The following is a 26,637-nucleotide window of genomic DNA, read 5'->3' as shown; positions in this document are numbered from 1 at the left end:
TGCATTTACAGGTCAATATAATATATAATAAATATGTTGACTAAATTTTGAGGTGAGATAAATGGAAAGCAATACTCCTAAACTTGGTCTTGCTTTAGGCTCTGGAGGGGCTAGAGGCTTAGCTCATTTAGGTGTTTTAGAAGTTCTTGAAGAAGCTGGAATAAAAATTGATTATCTAAGTGGTTCAAGTATGGGAAGTTTAATCGGTGGATTATATGCCTGTGGTGTACCTTTAAGATACATTAGAGCTCTGGCTGAAGAATTAGATTGGGAGCACTTATCAGATTTCACTTTTCCCAGGCAGGGTTTACTTAAAGGTGATAAACTTTTGACTTTTTTAAAGATAATGACCAAAAATAAAAAAATTCAGGATTTTAATATTCCTTTTGCTGCTGTAGCCTGTAATATTGAAAATGGGGATCATGTAATTATAAAAGAGGGATCAGCCGCAAAAGCTATTAGAGCAAGCACGGCAATTCCTGGAGTTTTTGTCCCCTATCAAAAAAGAAGCCAAAAATTAATTGATGGTGGAATTATTGATCCGTTACCTGCAAGTACTTGTTATAATTTAGGAGCAGATATTGTTATAGCAGTTGATGTAGGAATTAAAAAACTGGATAGTTCTGTGAATAATATTTTTGATGTTTTATTAAATACTTTTGATATTATGCAGCTTAAATATACTCAAAGCAGTGAATGGCAGGTTGAATTAACAATTGAGCCTGAATTAAATAATATTTCTGCCTTTGATCTTGATAAAGCTGCTTATTGTATAGAGGCTGGCCGTAAGGCTGCAGCTGATTCTTTAGACACTATAAAAAAATTATTAAAGGAAGATAGTTATGTCCAAAAATAAAAACAAAAAAATACTATCGAAATTTATTGGAATACTATTTATTTTATTTGTGCTGAGCAATTATATTCCTACCCCTTTTCATGTTAATGAAGCTGGAATTGCAACTGAACTTTCTGCTGTTATTCAAGTAGAATATGGTTATCAAAATGATGGGGAATTTTTACTGACTGCAGTAAGAAGCAGGCGTGCTGTTGCCTGGGATTACATTTATATTAAATTATTTCAACCTGATGATCGCGAACTAGAACTTATGAGAGAACATTTACCAGAAGATATGGATATGAACGAATATATTGCTTTGATGGCTGAAATGATGGAAGAAAGTAAGCTTCAGGCTCAGACTGTTGCTTTTAGAAGGGCAGGATATGAAGTAAATGTTTCAGGAGATGGTGCTGAAGTCGTTGAAGTGATGAGCGAGGGTAGTGCCTATCAAAATTTAGAAAAAGATGATTTAATAATAGAGATTGATGGAAAAAAAGTAGAAATGGCTGCAGATGCAGTTAATATAATTAGAGATAGAAATATTGGAGATACTGTTCAATTGAAGGTTTTAAGAGATGAAGAATTTTTAGAATTTGAGCTTGAAACCCTTGAGCTTGAAGGAAGTGAAGGCAATGCATCAATTGGAGTTTTGATCAGAAGCAAAGGTTTAGATTATGAAATCCCTCGTAATGTTAAGTTTGAAACAGATAATATTGTTGGCCCTTCAGCAGGTAGCGTTTTTACGATGGAAATCTATAATCAGCTAACCGAAGAAGACATAACCGGTGGAAAAAGAATTGCAGGAACCGGTACCGTTAACTTAGATGGAGAAGTAGGAAGAGTATCTGGAGTAAAATATAAAGTTTTAGCAGCTGAGGAAGCAGGTGTTGATATCTTTATTGTTCCCAGTGACAATTATGAAGAAGCCGCAGCAGCTGCTGTAAATTTAGAAGTAATAGCCGCAGATAAAATAGATGATATAATCGAATATTTAAATAATCTGCTTGAAATATAATTTAAAGCTTGATTAGTTTTTGATAATAATCTCTGCCTGATTTTCTGAGTTCGTAATTTTGATAATGAAGAGAATAAAGATCTGAAGCCAAAATATCATAACTTAAAGATAATTCTAGAGGATCATCACTATTTAAATTCTTTTCTCTAATTATTTCAGCAGGATTAATAACTAATTTTAAATTTGACTTCTCCTGAATTTCTGAAAGTAAATATTCCTTAGATTTTTTCAGGCCAAGCACCCTGATATAATGGGGTGCAGATTGACTGATTGTCTTTAATTTATCTTCAGTGAGGTCAAAGTAGATTTGAAGAAGTTTTCTTCTGATTCTACTTTCTGTATAATTTTTACTTTTAATATTTCCAATAAATTCGGCTGCTCTGCCATATTTTAAGGCAGAGTCTAAAATCCTGTTTTCTAAGCCGTTTTCAATGCCCGAAAACTTTCTAAGCTGTGAAGCATTTAATCTTCTAATTTTATCAATGATCTTTAAATAGAGATGGTTCATTTCTTTTTCGGGTATATATAGCCCTAATTTAATATCATTTTTTAAAATTTCCCAGGATTTTTTGGGCATTAATTTTCTGCATTTTAGAAGTGCCTGACCTTTTTTTTCGCTTTGAATAATCTTTCTAATTAATGTAGCACTGCCGATGCTTTTCTGGACCTGATTACTGTAATATGCTGGTCCAATTCTTTGGATTGTTTTAGCTTCTATTGCTGAATTTAATTTATTTAAAGATTTAAGATATTCAATACCGAGGATGTTATTAGGATTTTCTAGAGTCTTTTTTAAATCTTTTTGCTCATATTTATTTAATTGAGGATAAAGATGAGAAGAATCCAGTAAAGCTTGACGCCGGGCAGTGGGATAATTATAACCATTATTTAGATAATTTAATAGTTTAGTTTTAAAAACCTCATTTTCATTATTAAAAGCTGCAGCAATAGCTTTTAACAGGTCAATATCTCCACTTTCACTGCCGAAGACTATTGTATCTACTATCTGGCTTTTCTGCAGAGTTTTAACAGAAAAATGGGCAAAGTATTCTGCACTTCTAATACCAAAAACCATGGGTAGTTCGATTACCAGGTCTGCCCCACAATTTAAAGCCTGTTTGGTTCTCGACCACTTATTTATTATCGCAGCTTCGGCTCTCTGGCTGAAACTGCCATTCATAATTACAATTATGTTTTCACTGTTAGTAATTTCTTTACTTTTTTTAAGATGATAAAGATGTCCATTATGAAAAGGATTATATTCAGTAATTAGAGCTGTATTGGTCATTTATAAACACCTCACTAAATAGAATGATAATAGCAAATATTTTTACTATTCAAACTTCTTTAATTTTTAAAGGATTTCAGTAATTGATATTGTATTATATATATGATATCAAATTATGAAAAAAAGAACAAATGCAACTTTTAAACCACGGGGGAGGAAATTAAATGGATTTATTAAAAGACTTTAAAGCAAGGGCTGCAGCAGAACCAAAAAAGATTGTGCTTGCTGAAGGAGAAGATGAAAGAATAATCAAGGCAGCAAGAACGATAGTAAAAGAAAATATCGCAGAAGTGACTATTATAGGTGACAGATCCAAAATCATGTCTACTGCAATTTATCATGATGTTTCTTTAAATGCAGTAAATATAATCGAACCCAAAAATTCCGAATACTTAACAGAATTTAGAGATGAATTTTATGAACTCAGAAAACACAAGGGACTGAGTAAAGAAGAGGCTGAAGAAATAATATTAGATCCTCTTTATTTTGGAACAATGATGATTTACTGTAATAAAGCTGATGGAATGGTCGCTGGTGCAGTAAATTCAACAGGGAATGTATTAAGGCCTGCTTTTCAGATCGTTAAGACTGAAGAGGGAATTTCAACTGTTTCTAGTGCCATAATAATGATTTTAAAAGATAAATCATTTGGTCATGATGGAGTAATGGTTTTTTCAGATTGTGCTGTTAACCCAGCTCCCAATTCTGAACAATTAGCAGAAATAGCTCTTGCTACAGCAGATACTACAAAAAGACTGCTTGATATTGAGCCTAAAGTAGCGCTGCTTTCGTTCTCAACAAAAGGTAGTGCCAGACATGAATATGTAGAAAAAGTACAAAAAGCTGTAGAAATAGCTCATCAAAATGCTCCAGATTTAAAATTAGATGGAGAACTACAATTAGATGCAGCAATTGTTGAAAGTGTTAGTGCCAGAAAAGCACCTGACGGTAAATTGCAGGGTGATGCAAATGTATTAATATTCCCTGATTTACAATCAGGTAATATAGGATATAAATTAGTTGAAAGATTAGCCGGTGCAGATGCTGTTGGACCAATATTACAGGGACTTGCAGCTCCAATAAATGATTTGTCAAGAGGCTGTTCAGTTGAAGATATAGTTAATTTAACTGCTATTACAGCTTTACAAGCACAAAATGGATAACAATATTTTTAGGAGGGAAAGTAATGAAAATTTTAGTAATCAATAGTGGTAGCTCTTCCATAAAATATCAGCTATTTAACATGGAAGATGAGAGTGTATTAGCAAAAGGTGTAGTTGAAAGAATCGGTATAGATGATTCTTTTATTAGTTATGAAAATGGTAATGGCCAGGAAATTACAATTGAAAAGGATATAAGTGATCATAAAGAAGGTATAAGGTTGCTGATTGATACCTTGTTAAATGAAGACTATGGAGTTTTAAATGATATGGACGATGTTGAAGCGGTTGGCCATAGGGTTGTTCATGGAGCAGAAGAATTTTCTGGTTCTGTGTTAATAGATGATAAATTGGTTAAAACTATGGAAGATGTAGCTGATTTAGCTCCCTTACATAATCCTCCAAATATCATGGGAATTAAGGTCTGTCAGGAATTAATGCCTGATAAACCACAGGTAGGAGTTTTTGATACTGCTTTCCACCAAACAATGCCCGAAAAAGCTTATATTTATGCTTTACCTTACGAATTTTATAAAAAATATGGTGTGAGAAGATATGGTTTTCACGGAACATCTCACGGCTATGTAAGTAAAAGAGCTGCTGAGTTATTGGATAAACCATACTCAGAATTAAAAATAATTACCTGTCACCTTGGTAATGGTGCCAGTGTTGCAGCTGTTAAAAATGGTAAATCAGTTGATACAAGTATGGGACTCACTCCTCTAGAGGGGCTTGTTATGGGTACCCGTTGTGGAGATATTGATCCAGCTATAGTTCCCTTTATGATGAATAAATTAGATATTTCTGCTGAAGAGATGGACACTATTATGAACAAAGAAAGTGGTCTTTACGGAGTTTCAGGTGTAAGTAATGATTCACGTGATGTCGAAGATGCTGCAGCAGAAGGTAATCATCAAGCAGAAGTAGCACTTGAACTTTTTGATTATAGAGTTAAAAAATATATTGGAGCTTATACAGCGGCAATGGGTGGAGTAGATGCCATCGTCTTTACTGCTGGAATTGGTGAAAATTCCATTGACAGTAGAGAAAATATCTTAGAGGGTTTAGAATATCTTGGTTTAAAAGTGGACAAAGAGGCAAATAACTGTAGATCTAAAGAACAGATTATTACTACAGAAGATTCTAGAGTTAAAGCACTGGTTGTTCCCACTAATGAAGAGTTAGTTATAGCAAGAGATACAATGGAGATTGTCAGTAGTTAAAGGATAGATATATTTTCCTTGACAGTTACTCCTCCTTTTTATATAATAAAATGTGGCTATTTTACAGGGGTGATTAATTAAATTGTATATTAACCTCAATGATTTAGGTGATATAGGCGGCAAAAAAACTGTTTCGATGGAGATTGAGATAGCTGATCTTAATTTTAGAGATCAAGAAGTGGAAGTTAAAGATAATATTGAGCTTGAAATTGAAATCTTTCATACCAGAGATTCTTTTATAATAGAAGGTGAGATGGAAGTAAATTTAGTTTTAAGTTGTAGTCGCTGTTTAAAAAACTATCAAACTTCATCTGTAATAGAACTATCTGAAGAAATACTTAAAAAAGATATGGAAGACTTAGAAAAACTTTTTATAGACGAAATAATAGTCGACAATATTATTTTATCTCTACCAATCAAAACCCTATGTTCTGAAGAATGTAATGGGCTTTGCCCTCAATGTGGTCAGAACTTAAATGAAGGTGAATGTGATTGTGAGATAGAGAATATTGATCCTCGTCTACAAAAACTTAAAGAGTTTTATGATGACTGATTATTAAAGGAGGTGGGAGAATATGGCTGTACCCAAGAAACGGACTTCTAAAACACGCAAGCGTAAAAGACGTACCCATAAAAAATTGAGTGCTCCAACTCTTGTAGAATGTTCAAATTGCCATGAAAAGATTTTACCTCATCATGTTTGTCCAGAATGTGGACATTATAAAGGAAAAAAGGTGAGTGGAAATTAAATAATTGTATTAGAAAGCAGAGATATCCTTATTTGTGGGGTTCTCTGTTTTTTATTTTCAAAAACTTGCATTTGACCGACGGTTGAGATATAATGTTTTGCAAATGATTAAGATATTATTTCTTCTTTTTTCATAAGGAGGCAGCAATATGTATAAAATAGCAGTTGATGTTATGAGTGGTGAAAAAGCTCCAGAAGAGTTAATAAAAGGGGCAGTAAATGCTGCTAAAGAAGAAGCAGATATAGAATTGACCCTCATTGGCAGATATGATATTATAAATCAGGAGTTAGCAAAATTAGATATTGATAAAAATAGAGTAAAAATAGAAAAAGCAGATCAAATAATAAATATGGATGAAGCACCAATTAAAGCTTTGAAAAAGAAAAAAAATGCAACAGTTAATGTTGGTGCAAAATTACTTAGATCTGGTGAGATAGATGCTTTTATCTCTCCGGGTAATACAGGTTCAGTTATGGCAGGTAGTTTACTGAGGGTTGGTCGAATCAAAGGAATATCAAGACCCCCTATTGCAGTGAACTTCCCGGCCAAAAAAGGCAGCACACTTGTTCTTGACAATGGAGCTAATACTGACTGTAGTCCAGAAAATATACTACAATTTGCTCTAATGGGCCAGCTTTATGCTAAACATATAATGAAAATTGATGAGCCAAGGGTTGCTCTTTTAAATATTGGTGAAGAAAAATCTAAAGGTAATAATTTAAGCAAAGAAAGTTATGAGCTTTTAGAAAAAGACCCCAGAATTAAAAATTTTATTGGCAATTGTGAAGGTAGAGATATTTTTGAAGATAAATGTGATGTTTTAGTTACTGATGGTTTTGTTGGAAATGTTGTTTTAAAGACTACAGAGGGAGCAGCTTCTTTTTTTGTTGAATTAATTAAAGAGAGTTTTGAAAGTGATTTAAGATCTAAATTAGCTGGACTATTAATAAAGCCTTATTTAAAAAAAGTTTTAAATAAGATCGATTACCGCCAATATGGGGGAGCACCTCTTTTAGGTATTAAAGGTGTTGTAATAATTGCTCATGGAAGTTCTGATGCAACTGCAATTTGTAATGCAGTTAAAGCAGCTAAAAATTCGGTAAAAGAGAATATTGTTTCTTTGATTAAATCTGAAGTTGAAAAGAATGAGGAGTTGGATTAAAATGTCATTAAAAACTAAATTATGTGATATATTAGAAATAGAGAGTCCAATTATACAGGGAGGCATGGCCTGGGTAGCAACTGGAGAATTAGCTGCAGCTGTATCACAGGCTGGTGGATTAGGTGTAATTGGAGCAGGAAATGCTCCGGCAGATGTAATAGAAAAAGAAATTGAGAAAGTAAAGTCTCTAACTGATAAAAATTTTGGTTTAAACATTATGTTATTATCACCATTTGCTGATGATATAATTGAATTAGCTATAGAAAAGAAAGTTCCTGTAATAACAACCGGAGCTGGAAATCCGGGTAAACATGTAAAAAGATTTCAGGAGATGGGTTCCAAAGTTATTCCGGTAGTTCCTTCAGTTGCCCTGGCCAAAAGAATGCAGCGCTTAGATGTAGATGCTGTTATAGTAGAAGGTACTGAGGCTGGTGGCCATATTGGTGAATTAACAACTATGGCTTTAGTTCCTCAGGTTGCAGATGCAGTTGACATACCTGTTATTGCAGCAGGAGGAATTGGAGATGGAAGAACTTTAGCCGCTGTACTTGCACTTGGAGCTGCGGGTGCCCAGATAGGAACAAGATTTGTTTGTTCCACTGAATGTACAGCAGCAAAAGAATACAAAGAAGCAATTATCAATGCCAGAGACAGAGATGCAGTAGTAACTGGCAGAAGTACAGGCCATCCCGTCCGTAATCTAAAAAATTCCTTAACAAGAAGACTGGATAAACTAGAGCAAGAGGGAGTAGATCCCAAAAAGATTGAAGAATTAGGTACCGGCAAGTTGAGAGATGCGGTTGTTGATGGAGATATAAAAGAAGGTAGTGTAATGGCCGGTCAAATTGCAGGAATGATTTCTGAAATAAAAGATGTAAAAGAAATTATGGATGATATAATAAGAGATGCAGAATCAGTTATAAAGAAAAATTTTAGTTTAATTAAATAACTAATATTTATCATAAAGAGGTGACAGATTTGATTGATCTAAAGAATAAAAAAGTTTTAATTAGCGGGAGCTCACGCGGTATTGGAGCAGAAATCGCAATAAAGTTGGCAGATTTAGGTGCAGATGTTATAATAAATTATGCTAGTTCTGAAGATAAAGCTAATGAACTTAGAGATTCTATAAAAGAATCTGGAGGTAATGCTTATGTAATTCAGGCAGATATTAGTGACTTTGATCAAGCAGCTGAACTTGTCAAAAAGGCTTATAAAACTCTTGGTGGCTTGGATGTTTTAGTTAATAATGCTGGGATAACAAGAGACAAACTTCTTTTAAGGATGAAAGAAGAAGACTGGGACAAGGTAATGGATATTAATTTAAAAGGTACCTTTAACTGCACGAAAAATGCAGTTCGTTATCTTTTAAAAGCAGATAATGGGAAAATAATTAATATTTCCTCAGTGATTGGCTTAATTGGGAATCCCGGTCAGGCAAATTATTCTGCTGCTAAAGCAGGGATGATTGGTTTTACTAAAACCTTAGCTAAGGAATTGGCTTCAAAAGGAGTTTGTAGTAATGCAATAGCCCCTGGTTTTATAGAAACTGAAATGACTGATGAGTTAAAAGATAGTATAAAAGATGATATAATAAATAGAGTGCCATTAGCTCGTTTTGGTAGAGCAGAAGAAGTGGCAGATTTAGTTGCCTTTTTAGCTTCTGATAAAGCAAACTACATAAATGGGCAGGTTATTAGCATAGATGGTGGCATGAGTTTAGGTTAACCATGTGCTAATACTAAGTTATCCATGCGTCTATTAAAGAAAACTTAGTGAAAGGAGGTGAATGGAGTGGCAGATACCATTGATAAAATTATTGAAATTGTTGCAGAGGAATTAGCAGTTGATAAAGATGAAATAACTGAAGACTCTTCATTTATAGAAGACCTTGGAGCAGATTCTTTAGATGTTGTAGAATTAGTTATGGCATTTGAAGAAGAATTTGATGTAGAAATTCCTGATGAGGATGCAGAAAATATTCGTACTGTTGGGGATGCAGTAAATTATTTAGAAGAAGTACTTTAATGAATAATCCAGGATGAAGCTCCCATTGTGGAGTTTTCATCCCTTTTTATTTTTTTTTAGGTGGTGAAATTTAGATGGATGAGTTAAATAATAAAAAAAATATTTTAGAGTTTGAAAAAGAAATTGAAATTGAATTTTCAAATAAGAAATTATTGCAGAGAGCTCTAACCCATAAATCTTTTCCCAATGAAAACAAAAATCTTTCAATTAAAGATAATGAAAGACTTGAGTTTTTAGGAGATTCTGTTTTAAGCCTTGCAGTCAGTACTTATATTTTTAATAAGTTTTCTGATTTTCCTGAAGGAGAATTAGCAAAAATGAGGGCTGTTGTTGTTAGTGCTCCTATTTTGGCAGAAGCTGCTAAAAAATTAGAATTAGGGAGATATCTTTTTTTAGGTAAAGGTGAAGAGATGACGGGTGGAAGAGAAAGAGATTCTATTCTTGCAGATTCTATGGAAGCAATTTTTGGTGCTTTATACCTTGATCAGGGTTTTACAGCAGCCAGTGATTTTGTATTAAAAATATTAAAAGAAGATATTAAAGAAGTTGCAATGGGCAACCATATTCAGGACTATAAAACTATGCTGCAGGAGATAATTCAGCAGGATGGTAATATTAGACCGGAATATGAAGTTATCGATGAAAAAGGTCCTGATCACAATAAAACTTTTATTGTTGCTGTGAAACTTAAAGAAAATAGTCTTGGCTCTGGGCAGGGTTCAAGTAAAAAAGAAGCTGAACAGGAAGCAGCAAAATTTGCTTTGCATAAACTGGATAAAATTGATAATTAATCGGGAGGAATTTTGATGTACGCACTGCGAGGAGCAATAAGTGTTGAAGAAAATACAGAAACAGCAATTATACAAGCAACTAAAGAATTAATGAGAAAAACATTAGAAGAGAATGATTTAAAAGAAGATGACTTAGTTAGTATTATTACATCTGCTACTGATGATTTAGATAAAGTTTATCCAGGTAAAGCAATTCGCGAACTGGGTTTAGAGTTAACTCCAATTTTATGCCTTCAGGAAATGAAGGTTGAAAATAGTAGTGCTAAAATGATAAGATTATTAATACATGTTGATGGTCACAAAGATAAGCAAGATGTAAAACATCAATATCTTAAAAAAGCAGAAAAATTAAGGCCTGATTTATTGGATTAAATATGAACTTTCTGAAAGAGATGTGTTTATAATGGATAATGTAATTGCGATTGATGGCCCGGGAGGTGCTGGCAAAAGCACCATTGCCCGCAGACTGGCTGAAGAGCTCGGTTATATACATCTTGATACTGGAGCTATGTATAGAGCAGTAACTTATGCTGCTTTACAAGAAGGGATTGATTTAAACAATAAAGAAGCACTAGTTAAACTAACTAAATCAATCGAGATAAATTTTAATAAAGATGGAGAAATATTTTTGAATTCTAAAAATGTAAGTAAAGAAATCAGAAGCAGCCAGGTTAACAAAAATGTTTCAAAAACTGCTGCTGTTAAAGGAGTTCGTGAGATTTTAGTAAAAAAGCATCAAGAATTAGCTGCTAAAAACAAAGTGGTTATGGATGGTAGAGATATAACTACTGTTGTTTTAAAAGAGGCTGAACATAAATTTTATTTAACAGCTTCCATAGAAGAACGAGCAAGAAGACGATTTGAAGAAATGAAAGAGAAAAATAAAGAAGCTAATTATGAAGAGATAAAAGAAAATATAGCAAGAAGGGATAAGCTTGATAGTCAGAGAGAGCATTCTCCTTTAAAGATTGCAGATGATGCTGTTGTTATAGATAGTACTGAGCTTTCTATAGAAGAAGTAGTTTCTAAAATAAAAGCCATAATTGAAGGTGCATGATCAATGAGGAAATTTCTTTACAAATTAATTTCTAAAATAATATACTTTATTTTTAGGGTATTTTTTAGAGCAAAAGTGAGTGGTCAGGAAAACCTTCCTCAAGAGGGAGGGGTTATAATTATGTCTAATCACATAAGTTTATTAGACCCACCTTTAATTGCTTCTGTATTAAACAGGCCCGTACATTTTATGGCAAAAAAAGAACTATTTGAAAATCCGATTTTAAAAGTTATACTATATATTGCAGATGCTTTTCCTGTAGATAGAGATAGCACAGATATTAAAGCAGTTAAAAAAGCTTTAAATATTTTAAAAAATGATGAAGTGCTTGGTCTTTTCCCAGAAGGTACAAGGGGAGACGAAAGTGAAGTAGCAGATTTAAAAGACGGTTCAGTAATGCTAGCAGTCAGAAGCAGGGTTCCGATTGTGCCAGTTGGGATCAAAAACATAAAAAGTAAAGGTAGAATTACAATCAATATTGGTGAGGCTTTTACCATGGAAGACTTCCCCAAAAAGCACTTATCTGATCAGCAGCAAAAAGAAGCAGCACAATATATTAAAGAAAAAATTGTTAAATTAGTAAATTCTTAAGCTTAAATCAAACAGAAATTGAAATCTCCAGATATTTTTCATATTTTTTTATGTTTAATGAAGGAATTTGACGACAAATAGAGAAAAAGGTTAAGAGGCAATAAAAGATTAACTTCGTTTTTCTATTTGCTGGTATTGTTGGAAGGAGGTGAGTATTCTGGAGGTTATTACTTCAGAAGAAGCAGGATTTTGTTTTGGGGTAGAAAGGGCAATTGATATGGTTTTAGAAGCTGCCGGCCAGAACGAAAATACTCCTGTTTATACACTGGGTCCTTTAATTCATAATCCACAGGTAGTAGAAAATTTAGAAAAGAAGAATGTTAAAGTTGCCTCATCATTATCTGAAATAGAATCTGGAATAATTATAATCCGCTCTCATGGAGTTGCACCAGAGGTTTTGGATAAAGCTAAAGCAAAAGGCTTAAAGATTATTGATGCAACTTGCCCATTTGTTAAAAATGCTCAGAAATATGCAAGAAAGCTTGTAGATGAAGGTTATCAAACTTTTATTTATGGAGATAAGGATCATCCAGAAGTAAAGGGCATTTATGGTTCAACAGAGAAAAAATCTATAATCATAAAAGATAAAGAAGATCTAGATAGAAAAGATTTGAGTAAAAAGGTTGGTTTTGTTGCTCAAACAACAAAATCTCCTGAATCCTTTAGAGATATAATATCTTATATTATTACTGAGGTAAAAGAACTAAAAGTTTATAATACTATTTGTAACACCACTGATGTCAGACAATCTTCAGCTAAAAAATTAGCAGAAGAGGTAGATATCATGTTTGTAATAGGGGGCCGTAATAGTGCTAACACCACTAGACTGGCAGAAATATGTACAGCGACAGGCACCCCTACTTATCATATAGAAACAGCCAATGAAATAAATAGAACTTGGCTAAATGGAAAAAACAAAGTTGGAATTACAGCTGGAGCATCGACTCCAGACTGGTTAATAAGGGAGGTTATTCAGTTAATGAACGAAGAAAACAAAGAAATGAAAATTGAAAAAACAGAAAATGAAAATGTTGAAGAGCAGGCTGAAGAAGTTGTAGAGGAGGTTAAAGAGGTTAGCGAAGAAACTACTGAAGAAACTACAGAGGAAGTAATAGAAGAAACAACAGAAGAAACAGTAGAAGATACTACAGATGATAAAGAAGCTGATGACAGCGAGGAGCTTGAAACTGCAGAGGAAAACGAAGAAACAGCAGAAACTGCAGAAGAAGCGGAAGAAACAGAAGAAGCTGAAGAAGCAGCGGAATTTAAATATAGCGATAATGATATTGCTGATTTGAGTAAAGGCCAGAAAGTAGAAGGAACTGTAGTTGAAATAAATGATAATGGTGTTTATGTTGATGTAAATTATAAAACTGATGGATTTATACCATTACGTCATTTAAGTCATAGCCCTGTTGAAGATCCAAGAGAAGTTGTAGAAATGGATCAAAAAATCGAAGTAGTTATTCTTACCTTAGAAGATGATGAAGGTAATATGATTCTTTCTAAAAAACAGGCAGACTATGAACAAGCCTGGGAAAAAATTGTAGAAGCCCATGAAAATGATGAAATAATTGAAGCTGAAGTTACAAAAGAAGTTAAAGGTGGTTTAGTTGTAAATGTTGGTGTAAGAGGATTTATACCTGCTTCTCATGTAGCTATTGGCTATGTAGATGACTTAAGTGATTATGTTGGTGAAACTCTTCGCTTAAAGGTAATAGAAGTTGAGAGAGATAACAATAATGTAGTTCTCTCAGCCAAAAAAGTTCTTGAAAAAGAAAGAGCAGCTCAAAAAGAAGAAACCTTAGAAGCTTTAGAAGAAGGACAAACTGTAAGCGGTAAAGTTACAAAGCTGGTTGATTTTGGTGCCTTTATAGATCTGGGTGGAATCGAAGGTCTACTCCATATTTCTGAAATGTCATGGGGCAGAATTGAAAGTCCATCTGAAGTTCTATCTGAAGGAGAAGAGGTTGAAGTTAAGGTACTTGGAGTTAACAAAGAAGATGAGAGAATTTCACTTGGTTTAAAACAGCTCCTTCCAGATCCATGGGAAGAATTTGCTGAAAAGCATTATGAAGGTGAAGTTGTTGAAGGTAAAATTACTAAAATAGTTGATTTTGGTGCTTTTATGGAAGTAGAAAAAGGTATTGAAGGCTTAATTCACATTTCTCAACTTTCACATCGTCATGTTAAAACTGCAGATGAAGTTGTGAGTGTAGGAGATGTTAAAGAAGCAAAAATTATTAATATAGATGCTGAGCAGGAAAGAGTAGGTTTAAGTTTAAAAGAACTAGAAGAAAAACCAGAAACTAAAAAATCTACATCCCCTAGCTCAAGTAGTTCTAGCAGCTCACAGAGCTCAAAAGGCAAAAGTGAAAAAGATGATGAATCAGCTTCTACTGGTGGTGCAACAATTAGAGAAATCGTAGGAGATATTTTTGAGCAGGGTGAATAATTAAAAAAGCACCCGCTGTCCAATATTATTTGGGCGGCGGGTTTTTTTGCGTTAAACCAGCTTGCTGTCTGCTTTTGCTTAGTCTGCTAAAATATGATATTATCAAGGAAACAGGAGGCAGAAGATGGTTAAAATTGAAAAGATAATTGAAGACTCAACAGCTTCTAAAGCTGGTTTAAAAGCAAGTGATAAAATTATTACTATTAATGGTCAAAAAATAAATGATTATATAGATTATTTATATCAAATTTCTGAAGCAGTAATTGATTTGAAGGTAAAAAGAGCTGATAATACTATTCAGGAATTTCAGCTGCAGAGAAAAATTGATGAAGAATTGGGCATTGAGTTTAAGGAGATTATTTTTGACGGTTTAAAACAGTGTAAAAATAATTGTGTTTTTTGTTTTGTAAAACAACAGCCACCAAATATGAGAGACAGTTTGATGCAGAAAGACGATGATTATCGTTTTTCATTTCTTCAGGGCAGCTTTATTACTTTAAGTAATTTAAAAAAATCTGAGCTGCAAAGAATTATCGATAAAAGGCTGAGTCCATTAAATATCTCTGTTCATACTACTAATCCAGAGCTAAGAGTTAAAATGATGAAAAACAAACGGGCAGCAGAGATTAATGAGCTCCTTTATCTGTTAAAAGAGAAGGGAATAGAGTTTCATACTCAGATTGTTTTATGTCCTGATTATAATGATGGTCAGGAATTAAATAGAACATTAAAAGATCTTTTAGACTTATATCCAGCTCTGCTTTCAATTGGAGTTGTTCCGGTTGGGATAACAAAATTCAGGGAAGGATTAGCTGAACTTAGATCTTTAACTGAAAAAGAAATGAATGAAGCTCTTTTACAGATAAAAAAATGGCAGAAAAAATCTCTTGCTAGATTTGGTAAAAATATTATCTATGCAGCAGATGAGTTTTATTTAAAAACAAATAATAAATTACCTGATTATCAAGAATACGCAGATTTCCCCCAATTAGAAAATGGAATAGGCTTAACAGCTTTATTTAGAAATAGTTTTAAAAAGCTTAGTTATCCAGATGTGCTCTCTAAAAAGCTCAAAATAGCTGTAATAACTGCAGAATTGGGTGTTAAAGCAGTTAAACCTATAATTGAAGAATTAAATAATATTAAAAATTTAGAGATAGATCTTCTAAAAATAAAAAATGATTTTTTTGGGGAAAGTGTTACAGTTACAGGCTTATTAACTGCAGTAGATATCGAAAAAAGAATCAAAAAAATTGATAAAGATCAATATCAAAAAATAATTATTCCAGATGTAGTATTAAATGACGAGAATAAATTTTTAGATGGTTCTCACTGTGAGGAATTTAAAGAGAAATTAAAAGATTATACGATAGAGTTTGTTGGAAATCTAACAGAATTAGTGGAGGTGATAGAAAATGGCTAAAGCAACAGTAGCAATAGTTGGTAGACCAAATGTTGGTAAATCAACCCTTTTTAATAGATTGGTCGGTGGCAGACGTGCCATAGTAGAAGGTGAGCCAAATGTTACCCGCGATAGAATCTATGGAGAAGCAGAATGGCTTGATAGAACTTTTAATGTTATAGATACTGGTGGTATCGTACCACGTGATTCTGATGAGATAAAAAACAAAATAAAATATCAGGCTGAATTGGCCATGGAGGAAGCAGATGTAATTTTATTTGTGGTAGATTCGCGAACCGGTATGACAGGAATAGATCAGGAGATTGCCCAGCTTTTATACAGGACCAATAAAGAAGTATTATTAGTTGTAAATAAAGTTGAAGATTTTTCTAATCAGCAGGAAATCAGTTGGGAATTTTATTCTCTGGGTTTTGGTGATCCTATATTGATTTCTGCAGAGCATGGGAAAAACACCGGGGAACTTTTAGAAAAAATATCAGCTGAACTTCCGGAATATGAAGAAGATGAAGATAAAAGAGAAGCAATAAATATCGCTGTAATAGGCAAACCAAATGTTGGTAAATCAAGCTTGATAAACCATCTTGTAGGTGAAAACAGGGTAATAGTTAGTGATATGCCTGGAACTACTAGAGATGCAGTGGATACATTAATAGAATGGAAAGATATCAAGTTTAATTTTATTGATACAGCTGGTTTGAGACGCAAATCAAGGGTTAAAGAATCTATAGAGTATTACAGTAATTTAAGAGCTTTAAAATCTGTAGATAGATCTGATGCAGTATTAATGATGATTGACGCAACAAAAGGTGTATCAGATCAGGATAAAAAAATTGCTGGTTATGCGCATGATGAAGGTAAGGCAATGGTTATTGCAATTAATAAATGGGATTTGATGAAAAAAGATTCAAAAACGATGAAAAGATATACTGATGAAGTTTATTATGAACTTAAGTTTTTAAATTATGTTCCAATAACCTATATATCTGCTTTAACAGGTGAAAGAATTGATGAGATGCTTTCCTTACTCGAATATGTTGTAGATCAGAGTAATTTAAGGATCAAAACAGGAGTCTTAAATGAGGTAATTTCTGAAGCAGTTCAACTTCGTGAACCACCGAGCAGAAAAGGAAAAAGGCTTAAATTATATTATGGTAGTCAGGTTGGGGTCAAACCACCTACCTTTGTCTTTTTTGTTAATGATCCTAACTTAATGCATTTTGCTTATCAAAGATATTTAGAAAATGTTCTCAGAGAAGCTTTCGGATATGTTGGTAATCCATTGAACTTTAAATTAAAACAGCGCAAATAAAAAGGAGGTCTATTATGAGAATTGTACTCGCTATCTTAATAAGTTATTTAATTGGTTCGATACCGAGCGGATTACTTTTAACTAAATCAGTTTTAAAAAAAGATGTTCGTAATTACGGTAGTGGTAATATTGGGGCAACAAATGTAGCTAGAGTTATGGGCTTAAAAGCAGGGGTATTAGTAGCAGTGTTTGATATTCTAAAAGGTTTTTTAGGAGTTTTAGTTGGGCAGGCAATTATTGGTGATGTAGCCTCTATTTTTGTTTTACTTGTTGCGATGGCAGCTATTGCAGGTCATGACTGGTCAATATTTTTAGGTTTTACCGGTGGAAAAGGTGTAGCTACAACCTTTGGAGTTATTTTAAGACTTTATCCACTCGCCTTTCTTGTTTATGCTTTAATCTGGTTATTTTTAGTTATTAAAACTAGATATGTTTCTCTTGGTTCTATAATTGGTTCATTATCACTTCCTTTTGTGATCTATTTTAGTGGATTTGAGGGTCCTCATATCATATTTGGAGCTCTTTTATCGTTATTTGTAATCTTTACCCATCGGGCAAATATAAATAGATTAATGAATGGGGAAGAAAATAGAATGGATCCCGATAAATTGGGGCAAAGCGGCTAGTGATGAAAAGCAAAATTACGGTAATTGGTGGAGGAAGTTGGGGTACATCTCTAGCAAATATTCTGGCCGAAAATGGTCACTTAACCAGGATTTATGCAAGAGATAAAAGTGTAGTAGATTCAATTAACGAGAAAAATATTAACCACAAATATTTTCCAGAGATCAAGCTACATGAAGACTTAAAAGCAGTCAATGATTTCAAAAAAGCTGTTTCAGAGGCTGAAGTAATAGTTATTTCTGTTCCAACTCATGCAGCCGAAAAGGTCTGCAGTGAATTGAAAAAATATACTGCTGAGAAAACTTTAATAGTTTCTACAGCCAAAGGAATAGAAGAAGAGAATTTTAAAGTTAATTCAGAAATTATTAAAGATGCTGGATTTAAAAATGTAGTTGTTTTATCAGGACCAACCCATGCTGAAGAAGTTATCAAAAAACTACCAACTGCAATAGTATCTGCTTCAAGGAATAAAGAAAATGCTGAAAAGGTTCAAGACCTTTTTATGTCTCCTTACTTTAGAGTATATACTAATCCCGATTTAATTGGGGTAGAACTTGGTGGAGCTGTAAAAAATGTTATTGCTTTAGCAAGTGGAATATGTGATGGTTTAGACTTTGGTGATAATACCAGGGCAGCCTTAATAACAAGAGCTTTAATGGAAATGGGGCGTTTTGTAGACTATCATGGTGGTAAAAAAATGACTTTAGCTGGATTATCCGGAATGGGAGACCTGGTTGTCACCTGTACAAGTATGCACAGTCGTAATCGCCGGTTTGGGATAGAGATCGGTAAAGGCAAGAGTATAGCAGAAGCAAAAGACAGGGTTAAACAGGTTGTAGAAGGTGTAAAAACAACCCGAGCTATTTATAAATGGCTTGAAAAAGAGAATTTAGAGCTTGAAATGCCCATTACATATCAGGTATATAATGTTTTATTTAATGATAAAGATCCATATCAGGCAGTAGATCAATTGATGTTAAGGTCTAAAAAACATGAAATGGAAGCAGTAGTAGATAAATCTCTTTGGAATATATAGTTTTTTAATATTTTTTTTCTTTCAGAATGCAGGATATCGCTGTTATAGCCAGAATAGTAAGTATATGTATAAAAAAGCTATTTTTTCAAAGGAGGTGAATTTCAGTGACTAAAAATGAACTTATTGATGCCGTTGCAGAAAATACAGGTATCACTAAAAAAGATACTGGAGAAGTAATTAATAACATGATTGATACCATTATGAACCACCTCAGAGCAGAAGCTAAAAAACCTGAAGATGATCGTGATAATGTACAATTAATTGGCTTTGGTACTTTTGAAGTAAGAGATAGAAGTGCTAGAAAAGGCCGGAATCCTCAAACTAATGAGGAAATACAGATACCAGCTCGTAAGGTACCTGTGTTTAGAAGCGGTAAATCTTTTAAAGAAACCGTAGATATCTAATACTTATTATTAAATTGAGGAACCGGTAATCCCGGTTCTTCTTTAATTCAAATTATTAATAATTATAAGCAGGATAGTAAGGATTTAACTAGAATTATATAAAAGAGAATAATTATTAATTAGAAAATGAGGTGTTGAGGAACATCTCTAATTTTAATTAGAAGGGGGATATAAAGATGAATGATGTTGCTGGTGGTTTAGAATCGGTCGTCGCAGCTTATGGTATGCAGTTGTTGTTAGCAGTTGTATTTTTGCTAATAGGTTTATGGGTTATCAAGTTTGCACTAAAAATTATGGAAAAGAATATTCAGGGCAAATTTGATAGAACTTTAACTAGCTTTTTGCTTTCCATGAGCAGGGCTATTTTACTAATTCTATTATTTCTTTCAATAGCTTCTACTCTTGGATTTGAAGTTACTTCCTTTATAGCAATACTTGGTGCTGCAGGTTTTGCAGTTGGTTTTGCTTTACAGGGCAGCCTTTCAAATTTCGCTGGTGGAGTACTTCTCTTGATTTTCAGACCCTTTACTGCAGGTGATATGATAGAAGTTGCAGGTTATAAAGGTAAGGTTCAGGAGATTGAGCTGCTTTATACAATAATTACTTCTCCAGATAACAAGAAAATATATGTTCCAAATTCAAATATATCCACTAACAGTATCACTAATTTTAGTGCTTTAGATAAAAGAAGAGTTGACTTGAGTTTTGGTGTTGGTTATGATGACGATATAAATGAAGTTAAAGAAGTAATCAAAAAAGTAGTATCAGAGCATGAACTGATTCTTAAAGAACCCGCTCCTATAATTAGACTGGGAGAACATGCTGGGAGTTCATTAAACTTTGATGTTAAAGTATGGGTTTCACCTACTGATTATTGGAATGTATATTATGATCTTCATGAAGAACTTAAATATGCATTTGATGAAGCTGGATTTAATATTCCTTATCCACAAATCGATGTTCATTTTGATGAAGGAGTTAAGATGTGAAGTTAAATGAAAGCAGAATAAAGAAAATTAATGAGGCTGATTTAAATAAAGCAAACTATGTAGTGTACTGGATGCAGTCAGCTCAAAGGATAAGTTATAATCATGCTTTGAGCTATGCTGCTGAAAGGGCAAACAAACTAAATCAGCCTCTATTTATTTTCTTTTTAATCGATAAAGATTTTCCTGAAGCTGAATATGGACACTATGAATTTATGTTTGCTGGTTTAAAAGAGTTAAAAAACAGATTTGAAGAAAAAGATATTAATTTTTTTATTTTTAATTATGAAGATGATGCTATTTTTGAACAAATTGCTGCTAAAGCAAGTTTATTTGTCAGTGAAAAATCATATTTAAAGAATTTAAAAAAATGGAAAGCCAAAACTGCTAATTTGATTAAAATACCTTTTTATACTGTTGAGACTAATGTAATCTGTCCGGTTGAAGAAGTTTCTGAAAAGGAAGAATATGCTGCCTATACAATAAGAAAAAAGATAAACAAAATTAGAGAGCAATATTTAAGTGATTATAATGAAATCCAACCTGAAAATAAGACAGTGCTAAAATTACCTGAAGAAATAAATAAATATCTAATTGAAGATCTAGATCAATACCTAGCTGAAATGACTTTTGAAGATAAAATTTCCTATAAAAATTTCTTCAAAGGTGGATATCAGGCTGCAGAACAGAAACTAAATGAATTTTTAACCAATAAAATTGCAGATTATGGAGAAAAAAGAAATATCCCTTATTTTGATTATCAGTCTGATCTCAGTCCTTATCTTCATTTTGGACAGATTTCAGCTCAAGAAATTGCATTAAGAGCTCTTGAAAATTCAAAAGAGGCTGAAGAATTTTTAGAAGAGTTGATAGTGAGACGAGAACTAAGTTTCAATTTTGTGTACTATAATCAAAATTATGATGGTAGTCTTAAAGATGTTTTACCTGATTGGGCAGCTAAGAGTCTAAAAAAGCACGCTGCTGACAAAAGAGATTATAATTACAGTTATGAACAGTTGAAAAATGCTGAAACACATGATCAATACTGGAATGCTGCTCAAACAGAAATGAAAATAACAGGGAAAATGCATAATTATATGAGAATGTACTGGGGCAAGAAAATATTGGAGTGGGTTTCTGAACCAGAAAAAGCCTATCAATATGCTTTAAAACTTAATAACAAATATTCTCTTGATGGAAGAGACCCAAATAGCTATGCAGGTGTTGCCTGGTGTTTTGGTAAACATGATCGCGCCTGGAAGGAAAGAAATATTTTTGGTAAGATCAGATATATGAATTCAAATGGTCTAGAAAGAAAATTTGATATGCAAAAATATCTAGCTAAAATTAATAAACTGGAACATTTAGAGCTATAGCTGTGGTTAAAAAGAAGGATATCATTGAGGATTGTTGAATATTTTATATAATAAAGACTAATAACTTTAATAGAGGGGGCCCTGTGTAAAATGGGTATATTTGATTCTATTAAAAATTTTTTTAGTAAAGGAAAAAGTAGTCCTTTAATAGAAATTTATTTAGAAGATAAAAAGTGTGGAAAGCAAATGAAACTAATATTTAGAAAAAGTTATGATATACAAAAAGTTTATGAAGACCAGCGTCAGGCTGCTTATGAGATTAAAAAAGTCGCGGTGTGTGATCAATGCTATAATAAAATTGATCTAGAGATTGAATTTGATAAGCATTATAAAAAAATCAAAGAAAGTGTTGTAAATGGTAAAATAATTACTAAAGAAGAGTATGAGTCTAATGAATAGCCCTGGAGTGATGAATTTGTTTACAATTCCTAATATCATAACAATGATGAGAATAGTATTACTCCCGATTTATTTATATTTATTTGTGCAGGGGAACTATTATTTAGCTGCAGGGCTTTTTTCGCTTTCGGCTTTGAGTGATTTTGTAGATGGCTATATTGCAAAGAAGTTTAATATGCATTCAAAGTTTGGTAAACTTTTAGATCCTCTAGCAGATAAACTAACTATTATAAGTGTTTTATTATTATTAATCAGATTAAATTTAATACCACGGGTTGTTTCCTTAATTATATTGGGGAGAGAACTTTTTATATTCTTTTCTGGAATTATAACCTATTTCTTTGGTTTAAATTTTATAGATCCAACTTTACTTGGTAAAGCATCGGTCTTTTTATTATATACTGCTATTGCAGTTAGATTAATCGGTATCAATTTTTTTGGAAATTGGCTATTCTATCTTGTAATCCCGATCAATATTATTTCTGCGGTAGATTATTTTATTAAAGCTTATCGAAAAGTATTTGCCTAAACTGATTTATATTTTGAACAAATGAAAAATTCGCTGAGGAGTGTTTAAGGTGGGTATATTAATAAAAAATATTTTAGAAATTTATTCTGGGGTTGAGCCTGAACCGTTAAAAAATCAATATCTGATAATTGAAGATGATAAAATAAAAGAAATTTCTGCTATGGATTCCTGCCCAACTAAAAAAGATTTTTCGGAAGTTATAGATGCTGAAGGCAAAATTTTGTTACCCGGGCTGATCAATACCCACACTCATACCGCGATGACTTTAATGAGAGGGTATGCAGATGATATGCCACTCCAAAAATGGTTGCAAACCAAAATCTGGCCTTTTGAAGCTAAATTAAAGGGTGATGATATTTACTGGGGTACAGCTTTAGGTGTGCTTGAAATGTTAAAAGGTGGTACAACTGCTTTTGCAGATATGTATTTTGCTATGGATAGAGCAGCAGAAGTAGTAGATAAGAGCGGGATCAGGGCAGTACTTGCCGAAGGTTTGATAGAAGCAAATGACGGAGATACAGGTTTAAAGAATTCGCTTGACTTTGCTCTAGAATATAACAATTCTGCAGAAGGAAGAATCACTACCATGCTTGCACCTCATGCTCCTTATACCTGTTCTAGGAGTTATTTAGAAAAAATAACCAAGCTGGCAGCAGATAATAATTTAGCGGTTCATATTCATTTATCTGAAACTAAAAAAGAAGTAAATGATTTTATGAGTGACCATTCACTTTCTCCAATCAAATTTCTAGCTGAATTTGATTTTTTTAAAAATCATATTTTAGCTGCTCATGTGGTTCATCCTGAGCCAGGAGACCTAGAAATTCTCAAAAAAAATAGGGTCAATATTGCTCACAACCCGATAAGCAATGCAAAACTCGGGAGTGGAATTGCTCCGATCGCAGATTATCTGGCAGCTGATATTAATGTAAGTATCGGTACTGATGGAGTATCAAGCAATAACAATCTTGATCTGATAACAGAGGCTAGAATGGCAGCTTATTTACAAAAGGTAAATAATTATGATCCCAGTTTAATTGACACTCAGCAGCTTTTGGAAATGCTGACCATAAATGGTGCTAAAACACTCAATCTTGCTCAGATAGGAATGATAAAAGAAGGGAAAAAAGCTGATTTGATTTTAGTGGATACGCAAAACAATACTTTTTCTTATCCACATCACAACAATCTTTCTAATTTATTTTATGCTGCAGACAGCAGAATTATAGATACGGTAATTATTAATGGGAAAATTATAGTTTATGGTGGAGAAATAAAAACATTAGATCAGGAGAAAATTTATTATCAGGCAGAAAAAAGTGCAAAAAGAATTGCTGACAATTTAAAGTAATTATATTTTTGAAAGGAGAAAAGTATGCCAAAATCAAATAAGTTTTTTATTTCGATTATTATAGCAGCAGCTGCAGCAGTATTGATATTTATTACAAGTGGAGCTAATATTTATACTGACTGGCTCTGGTTTCAGGAGCTCGCTTTTGAAAGAACTTTTTTAATAATGTTTTTTTCAAACTTTGTTTTGCGCTCTATTATTGCCGTATTTTTTGCAGCTTTTATTTATATAAATCTTCATTTTACAAAGAAACCAATCATGAATTATATCAATATTAAAGAACAAAGTAATGTGGAGTCATTATTTGGCGAAGAAAGAAATCAACTTGCAGATTGGATAAACAGAAAAAGAATTAATATTATTTATATAGTGACAAGTGTTTTATTTGGATATATGTTTAGTGCTGTATCCAGTGAGAGTTGGAAGATAGTGCTTAAGTATTTAAATAGAACAGATTTTAACTCTTTTGATCCTATTTTTAATAATGATATAGGTTTTTATGTTTTCTCACTTCCATTTTTGTCTTTTCTCAGGGAAATGGGAATGGTGTTAGTAATTATTACTCTGATTTTAGTTGGATTAATCTATATTATTTTTACCGGTTCTCGTTCATTTAATGATATATCAAGAAAATTAACAGTAAGGGCTAAAAAACATTTATCTATTCTTACTTTTCTTTTTCTACTCTTTAAAGCCTGGGATTATCGGTTAAAAATGTATGAACTTTTATTTTCAGCTCGAGGAGTAGTATTTGGAGCTGGATATAGTGATATTAATGCAACTCTTTTAGGTTATAGAATTTTGCTTGTCGTAGTTCTGCTATTGGCAGCAGCTGTTTTATTTAGTCTTTTCAAAAAGAACTACAAATTAATACTCTGGGGTGTAGGTATCTGGATTATAACTTCTATTATTTTTACAGGTGTTTATCCAACTGCAGTTCAGCAGTTTAGTGTTGAACCTAATGAAATAAGCAGGGAAAGACCTTATATTGAAAATAATATTAATATGACTTTAGAGGCTTATGGGCTAGATAATATAACTACAGCCGACTTTGAATTATCTGAAGAAGAAATAAGCTATGAAGAATTGATGGAATATGACACTGTAATTGATAATGTTAGATTATGGGATAGTAGACCACTTTTGGATACTTATTCTCAGCTGCAGGAGTTAAGACAGTATTATAGGTTTGTTGATATCGATATAGATAGATATCAAATTGGAGATGAATATCGCCAGGTTATGCTTGCTGCTCGGGAGATGGATCAAAATGCATTACCACCTCAAGCTCAAACATGGCTTAACCGAACCTTGAAATATACTCATGGTTATGGACTGGCTATGAGTCCGGTTTCAGAAATTAGATCAGGTGGACTTCCCGAATTATTTATCCAGGATATACCACCCAGAACAAATGTTGATATAGATATTGAAAACACCGCAATCTATTATGGAGAACTTACAAATGATTATGTTGTTGTTAATACTGATGAAACAGAATTTCATTATCCAAGAGGAGATGAGAATGTATTTATCCATTATGATGGAACTGGTGGAGTAGAAGTTAATAATATTTTACGCAAAGGATTATTTGCCTTAAGGTTTAATTCAATGAGACTTTTCCTTTCAGATGATATCCGCAATGATAGTCAGATTATGTTCGACCGTAATATTCATCAGCGGGTGAGAAAAGCAGCTCCATTTTTAAAGTATGATAGGGATCCTTATTTAGTTCTAGATCAGGGCAGGTTATTCTGGATCTATGATGCCTATACTACCTCAGAATTATATCCCTATTCTCAACCGTTTAATGGCCAAGAAAATTATATAAGAAACTCAGTTAAGGTTGTAATAGATGCTTATAATGGTACTATGGATTATTATATTGTTGATGAAGATGATCCGATAGTTATGACCTATGATAAAATATTTAGTGATCTCTTTACACCATTTGAAGAGATGCCTGAATCATTGAAGGCTCATCTTCGCTATCCACATGATATATTTGAGATCCAGTCAAGTATTTACTCTACCTATCATATGAGAGATCCGGTAGTTTTCTATAATAGAGAAGATTTATGGGATATCCCCAGAGAACATTATGCTGGTTCTAATATTGATATGGAGCCTTACTATATTATGAACAACTTGCCGGGCGAAGATTCAGCAGAGTTTATCTTAATGACTCCCTTTACTCCGGCCAATAGAAACAATATGGTTGCCTGGATGGCTGCCAGGATGGATGGAGATAATTATGGTGAACTATTTGCCTATCAATTCCCTAAAGATCAGTTAGTATATGGTCCCAGTCAGATCGAGTCTAGAATCGATCAGGAATCAGAAATTTCACAACTGCTTTCACTCTGGGATCAAAGAGGTTCTCAGGTAATCAGAGGTAATTTACTTGTAATCCCAATTAATAATAATATACTTTATGTTGAACCAGTTTTTCTTCAATCAGATTCAGATGCTTTACCTGAGTTGAGAAGGGTTATAGTAGCATACAAAGATCGAATAGTGATGAGAGATAATTTAACAAATGCACTAGAAGATATTTTAGATGAGCGTGAAGTACTTGCAATACCAGAAGAAGATGTTGAAGAAATTGAGGAAGAAACAGGTCAAGAAATATTAGAACAAAGAGATGTTGACGAAGAAGTGGAAATTGACCCAGATATTTTAATACCTGATGGGGCGCCATCTCAATTAGTTGAAGAAGCAAACCAATTATATCAGCAGGCTCAAGAAGCTCTGCGTGAGGGAGATTTTGCCCGCTATGGTGAACTAATAGAAGAACTGGGTATTAAATTAGAAGAGTTATTAGAGACAGGAGAGTAATAATA

Annotated in this window: 27 protein-coding genes; 26 read left to right on the top strand and 1 reads right to left on the bottom strand. The window is 33.1% G+C overall.

Annotated features, from left to right (window positions below):
- Positions 1-61 precede the first annotated feature (61 nt).
- Positions 62-856: a patatin-like phospholipase family protein gene (locus HALSA_RS07925; protein ID WP_013406061.1), complete on the top strand. Its 795-nt coding sequence runs from the start codon at positions 62-64 to the stop codon at positions 854-856.
- Positions 843-1,853 (top strand): YlbL family protein, encoded by a 1,011-nt coding sequence (locus HALSA_RS07920; protein ID WP_013406060.1) that lies wholly within the window; start codon positions 843-845, stop codon positions 1,851-1,853. Before HALSA_RS07925 ends, HALSA_RS07920 begins: the two co-directional genes overlap by 14 nt.
- A gap of 1 nt (position 1,854) precedes the next feature.
- On the opposite strand, the gene HALSA_RS07915 is transcribed toward HALSA_RS07920, so the two are convergent.
- Positions 1,855-3,141, bottom strand: a complete 1,287-nt coding sequence (locus HALSA_RS07915) for a tRNA(Met) cytidine acetate ligase (RefSeq protein WP_013406059.1) — start codon at positions 3,139-3,141, stop codon at positions 1,855-1,857.
- A gap of 164 nt (positions 3,142-3,305) precedes the next feature.
- Between HALSA_RS07915 and pta the strand changes: the two genes are divergently transcribed.
- The 24 genes from pta to HALSA_RS07795 all read left to right on the top strand — a co-directional run bounded on the left by pta (position 3,306) and on the right by HALSA_RS07795 (position 26,632).
- Positions 3,306-4,304, top strand: coding sequence for a phosphate acetyltransferase (gene pta / locus HALSA_RS07910; RefSeq protein WP_013406058.1), 999 nt, complete (start codon positions 3,306-3,308; stop codon positions 4,302-4,304).
- Between the two features lie 23 nt (positions 4,305-4,327).
- Positions 4,328-5,524, top strand: a complete 1,197-nt coding sequence (locus HALSA_RS07905) for an acetate/propionate family kinase (protein WP_013406057.1) — start codon at positions 4,328-4,330, stop codon at positions 5,522-5,524.
- A gap of 82 nt (positions 5,525-5,606) precedes the next feature.
- Positions 5,607-6,077 (top strand): YceD family protein, encoded by a 471-nt coding sequence (locus HALSA_RS07900; RefSeq protein ID WP_013406056.1) that lies wholly within the window; start codon positions 5,607-5,609, stop codon positions 6,075-6,077.
- Between the two features lie 22 nt (positions 6,078-6,099).
- Complete coding sequence (gene rpmF / locus HALSA_RS07895; protein WP_013406055.1) at positions 6,100-6,273, top strand: 50S ribosomal protein L32; 174 nt, start codon at positions 6,100-6,102, stop codon at positions 6,271-6,273.
- 148 nt (positions 6,274-6,421) lie between these two features.
- On the top strand, positions 6,422-7,435 hold the full coding sequence (gene plsX / locus HALSA_RS07890; RefSeq protein ID WP_013406054.1) for a phosphate acyltransferase PlsX: 1,014 nt from the start codon (positions 6,422-6,424) through the stop codon (positions 7,433-7,435).
- Between the two features lies 1 nt (position 7,436).
- The gene (fabK, locus tag HALSA_RS07885; protein ID WP_013406053.1) at positions 7,437-8,384 is read left to right on the top strand and encodes an enoyl-[acyl-carrier-protein] reductase FabK; all 948 of its coding nucleotides are present in this window, start codon (positions 7,437-7,439) and stop codon (positions 8,382-8,384) included.
- Between the two features lie 29 nt (positions 8,385-8,413).
- Positions 8,414-9,163, top strand: a complete 750-nt coding sequence (gene fabG, locus HALSA_RS07880) for a 3-oxoacyl-[acyl-carrier-protein] reductase (protein WP_013406052.1) — start codon at positions 8,414-8,416, stop codon at positions 9,161-9,163.
- 66 nt (positions 9,164-9,229) lie between these two features.
- Complete coding sequence (locus HALSA_RS07875) at positions 9,230-9,463, top strand: acyl carrier protein (protein ID WP_013406051.1); 234 nt, start codon at positions 9,230-9,232, stop codon at positions 9,461-9,463.
- Between the two features lie 74 nt (positions 9,464-9,537).
- Positions 9,538-10,254: a ribonuclease III gene (rnc, locus tag HALSA_RS07870; protein WP_013406050.1), complete on the top strand. Its 717-nt coding sequence runs from the start codon at positions 9,538-9,540 to the stop codon at positions 10,252-10,254.
- 15 nt (positions 10,255-10,269) lie between these two features.
- Entirely contained in the window at positions 10,270-10,626 is a 357-nt protein-coding gene (gene aroH / locus HALSA_RS07865; protein WP_013406049.1) for a chorismate mutase, read from the top strand.
- A 31-nt stretch (positions 10,627-10,657) separates the two neighbouring features.
- The gene (gene cmk / locus HALSA_RS07860) at positions 10,658-11,311 is read left to right on the top strand and encodes a (d)CMP kinase (protein WP_013406048.1); all 654 of its coding nucleotides are present in this window, start codon (positions 10,658-10,660) and stop codon (positions 11,309-11,311) included.
- A gap of 3 nt (positions 11,312-11,314) precedes the next feature.
- Complete coding sequence (locus tag HALSA_RS07855; protein WP_013406047.1) at positions 11,315-11,902, top strand: lysophospholipid acyltransferase family protein; 588 nt, start codon at positions 11,315-11,317, stop codon at positions 11,900-11,902.
- A gap of 148 nt (positions 11,903-12,050) precedes the next feature.
- Positions 12,051-14,357, top strand: a complete 2,307-nt coding sequence (locus HALSA_RS07850; RefSeq protein WP_013406046.1) for a bifunctional 4-hydroxy-3-methylbut-2-enyl diphosphate reductase/30S ribosomal protein S1 — start codon at positions 12,051-12,053, stop codon at positions 14,355-14,357.
- A 124-nt stretch (positions 14,358-14,481) separates the two neighbouring features.
- Positions 14,482-15,780 carry a DUF512 domain-containing protein gene (locus tag HALSA_RS07845; RefSeq protein ID WP_013406045.1) on the top strand — a complete coding sequence of 433 codons (1,299 nt, stop codon included), beginning with the start codon at positions 14,482-14,484 and terminating at the stop codon, positions 15,778-15,780.
- The gene (gene der, locus HALSA_RS07840; RefSeq protein ID WP_013406044.1) at positions 15,773-17,089 is read left to right on the top strand and encodes a ribosome biogenesis GTPase Der; all 1,317 of its coding nucleotides are present in this window, start codon (positions 15,773-15,775) and stop codon (positions 17,087-17,089) included. Before HALSA_RS07845 ends, der begins: the two co-directional genes overlap by 8 nt.
- 14 nt (positions 17,090-17,103) lie before the next feature.
- Positions 17,104-17,715 (top strand): glycerol-3-phosphate 1-O-acyltransferase PlsY, encoded by a 612-nt coding sequence (plsY, locus tag HALSA_RS07835; RefSeq protein WP_013406043.1) that lies wholly within the window; start codon positions 17,104-17,106, stop codon positions 17,713-17,715.
- Positions 17,716-17,717: 2 nt separating this feature from the next.
- Positions 17,718-18,749, top strand: a complete 1,032-nt coding sequence (locus HALSA_RS07830) for an NAD(P)H-dependent glycerol-3-phosphate dehydrogenase (RefSeq protein WP_041595811.1) — start codon at positions 17,718-17,720, stop codon at positions 18,747-18,749.
- A 104-nt stretch (positions 18,750-18,853) separates the two neighbouring features.
- Positions 18,854-19,153: an HU family DNA-binding protein gene (locus HALSA_RS07825; RefSeq protein ID WP_013406041.1), complete on the top strand. Its 300-nt coding sequence runs from the start codon at positions 18,854-18,856 to the stop codon at positions 19,151-19,153.
- Between the two features lie 176 nt (positions 19,154-19,329).
- Positions 19,330-20,142 carry a mechanosensitive ion channel family protein gene (locus HALSA_RS07820; RefSeq protein ID WP_013406040.1) on the top strand — a complete coding sequence of 271 codons (813 nt, stop codon included), beginning with the start codon at positions 19,330-19,332 and terminating at the stop codon, positions 20,140-20,142.
- Entirely contained in the window at positions 20,139-21,515 is a 1,377-nt protein-coding gene (locus HALSA_RS07815; RefSeq protein ID WP_013406039.1) for a deoxyribodipyrimidine photo-lyase, read from the top strand. The genes HALSA_RS07820 and HALSA_RS07815 overlap by 4 nt, the downstream gene beginning before the upstream one ends.
- Positions 21,516-21,605: 90 nt before the next feature.
- Positions 21,606-21,914, top strand: coding sequence for a hypothetical protein (locus HALSA_RS07810; protein WP_013406038.1), 309 nt, complete (start codon positions 21,606-21,608; stop codon positions 21,912-21,914).
- Positions 21,907-22,443 carry a CDP-alcohol phosphatidyltransferase family protein gene (locus HALSA_RS07805; protein WP_013406037.1) on the top strand — a complete coding sequence of 179 codons (537 nt, stop codon included), beginning with the start codon at positions 21,907-21,909 and terminating at the stop codon, positions 22,441-22,443. The genes HALSA_RS07810 and HALSA_RS07805 overlap by 8 nt, the downstream gene beginning before the upstream one ends.
- A gap of 49 nt (positions 22,444-22,492) precedes the next feature.
- Positions 22,493-23,794: an amidohydrolase gene (locus HALSA_RS07800; protein ID WP_013406036.1), complete on the top strand. Its 1,302-nt coding sequence runs from the start codon at positions 22,493-22,495 to the stop codon at positions 23,792-23,794.
- A 24-nt stretch (positions 23,795-23,818) separates the two neighbouring features.
- The gene (locus tag HALSA_RS07795; protein ID WP_013406035.1) at positions 23,819-26,632 is read left to right on the top strand and encodes a UPF0182 family membrane protein; all 2,814 of its coding nucleotides are present in this window, start codon (positions 23,819-23,821) and stop codon (positions 26,630-26,632) included.
- Positions 26,633-26,637: the final 5 nt, after the last annotated feature.

The sequence above is a fragment of the Halanaerobium hydrogeniformans genome (assembly GCF_000166415.1).
Taxonomy (GTDB): domain Bacteria; phylum Bacillota; class Halanaerobiia; order Halanaerobiales; family Halanaerobiaceae; genus Halanaerobium; species Halanaerobium hydrogeniformans.
This window is presented reverse-complemented; position numbering and strand designations above follow the sequence as displayed.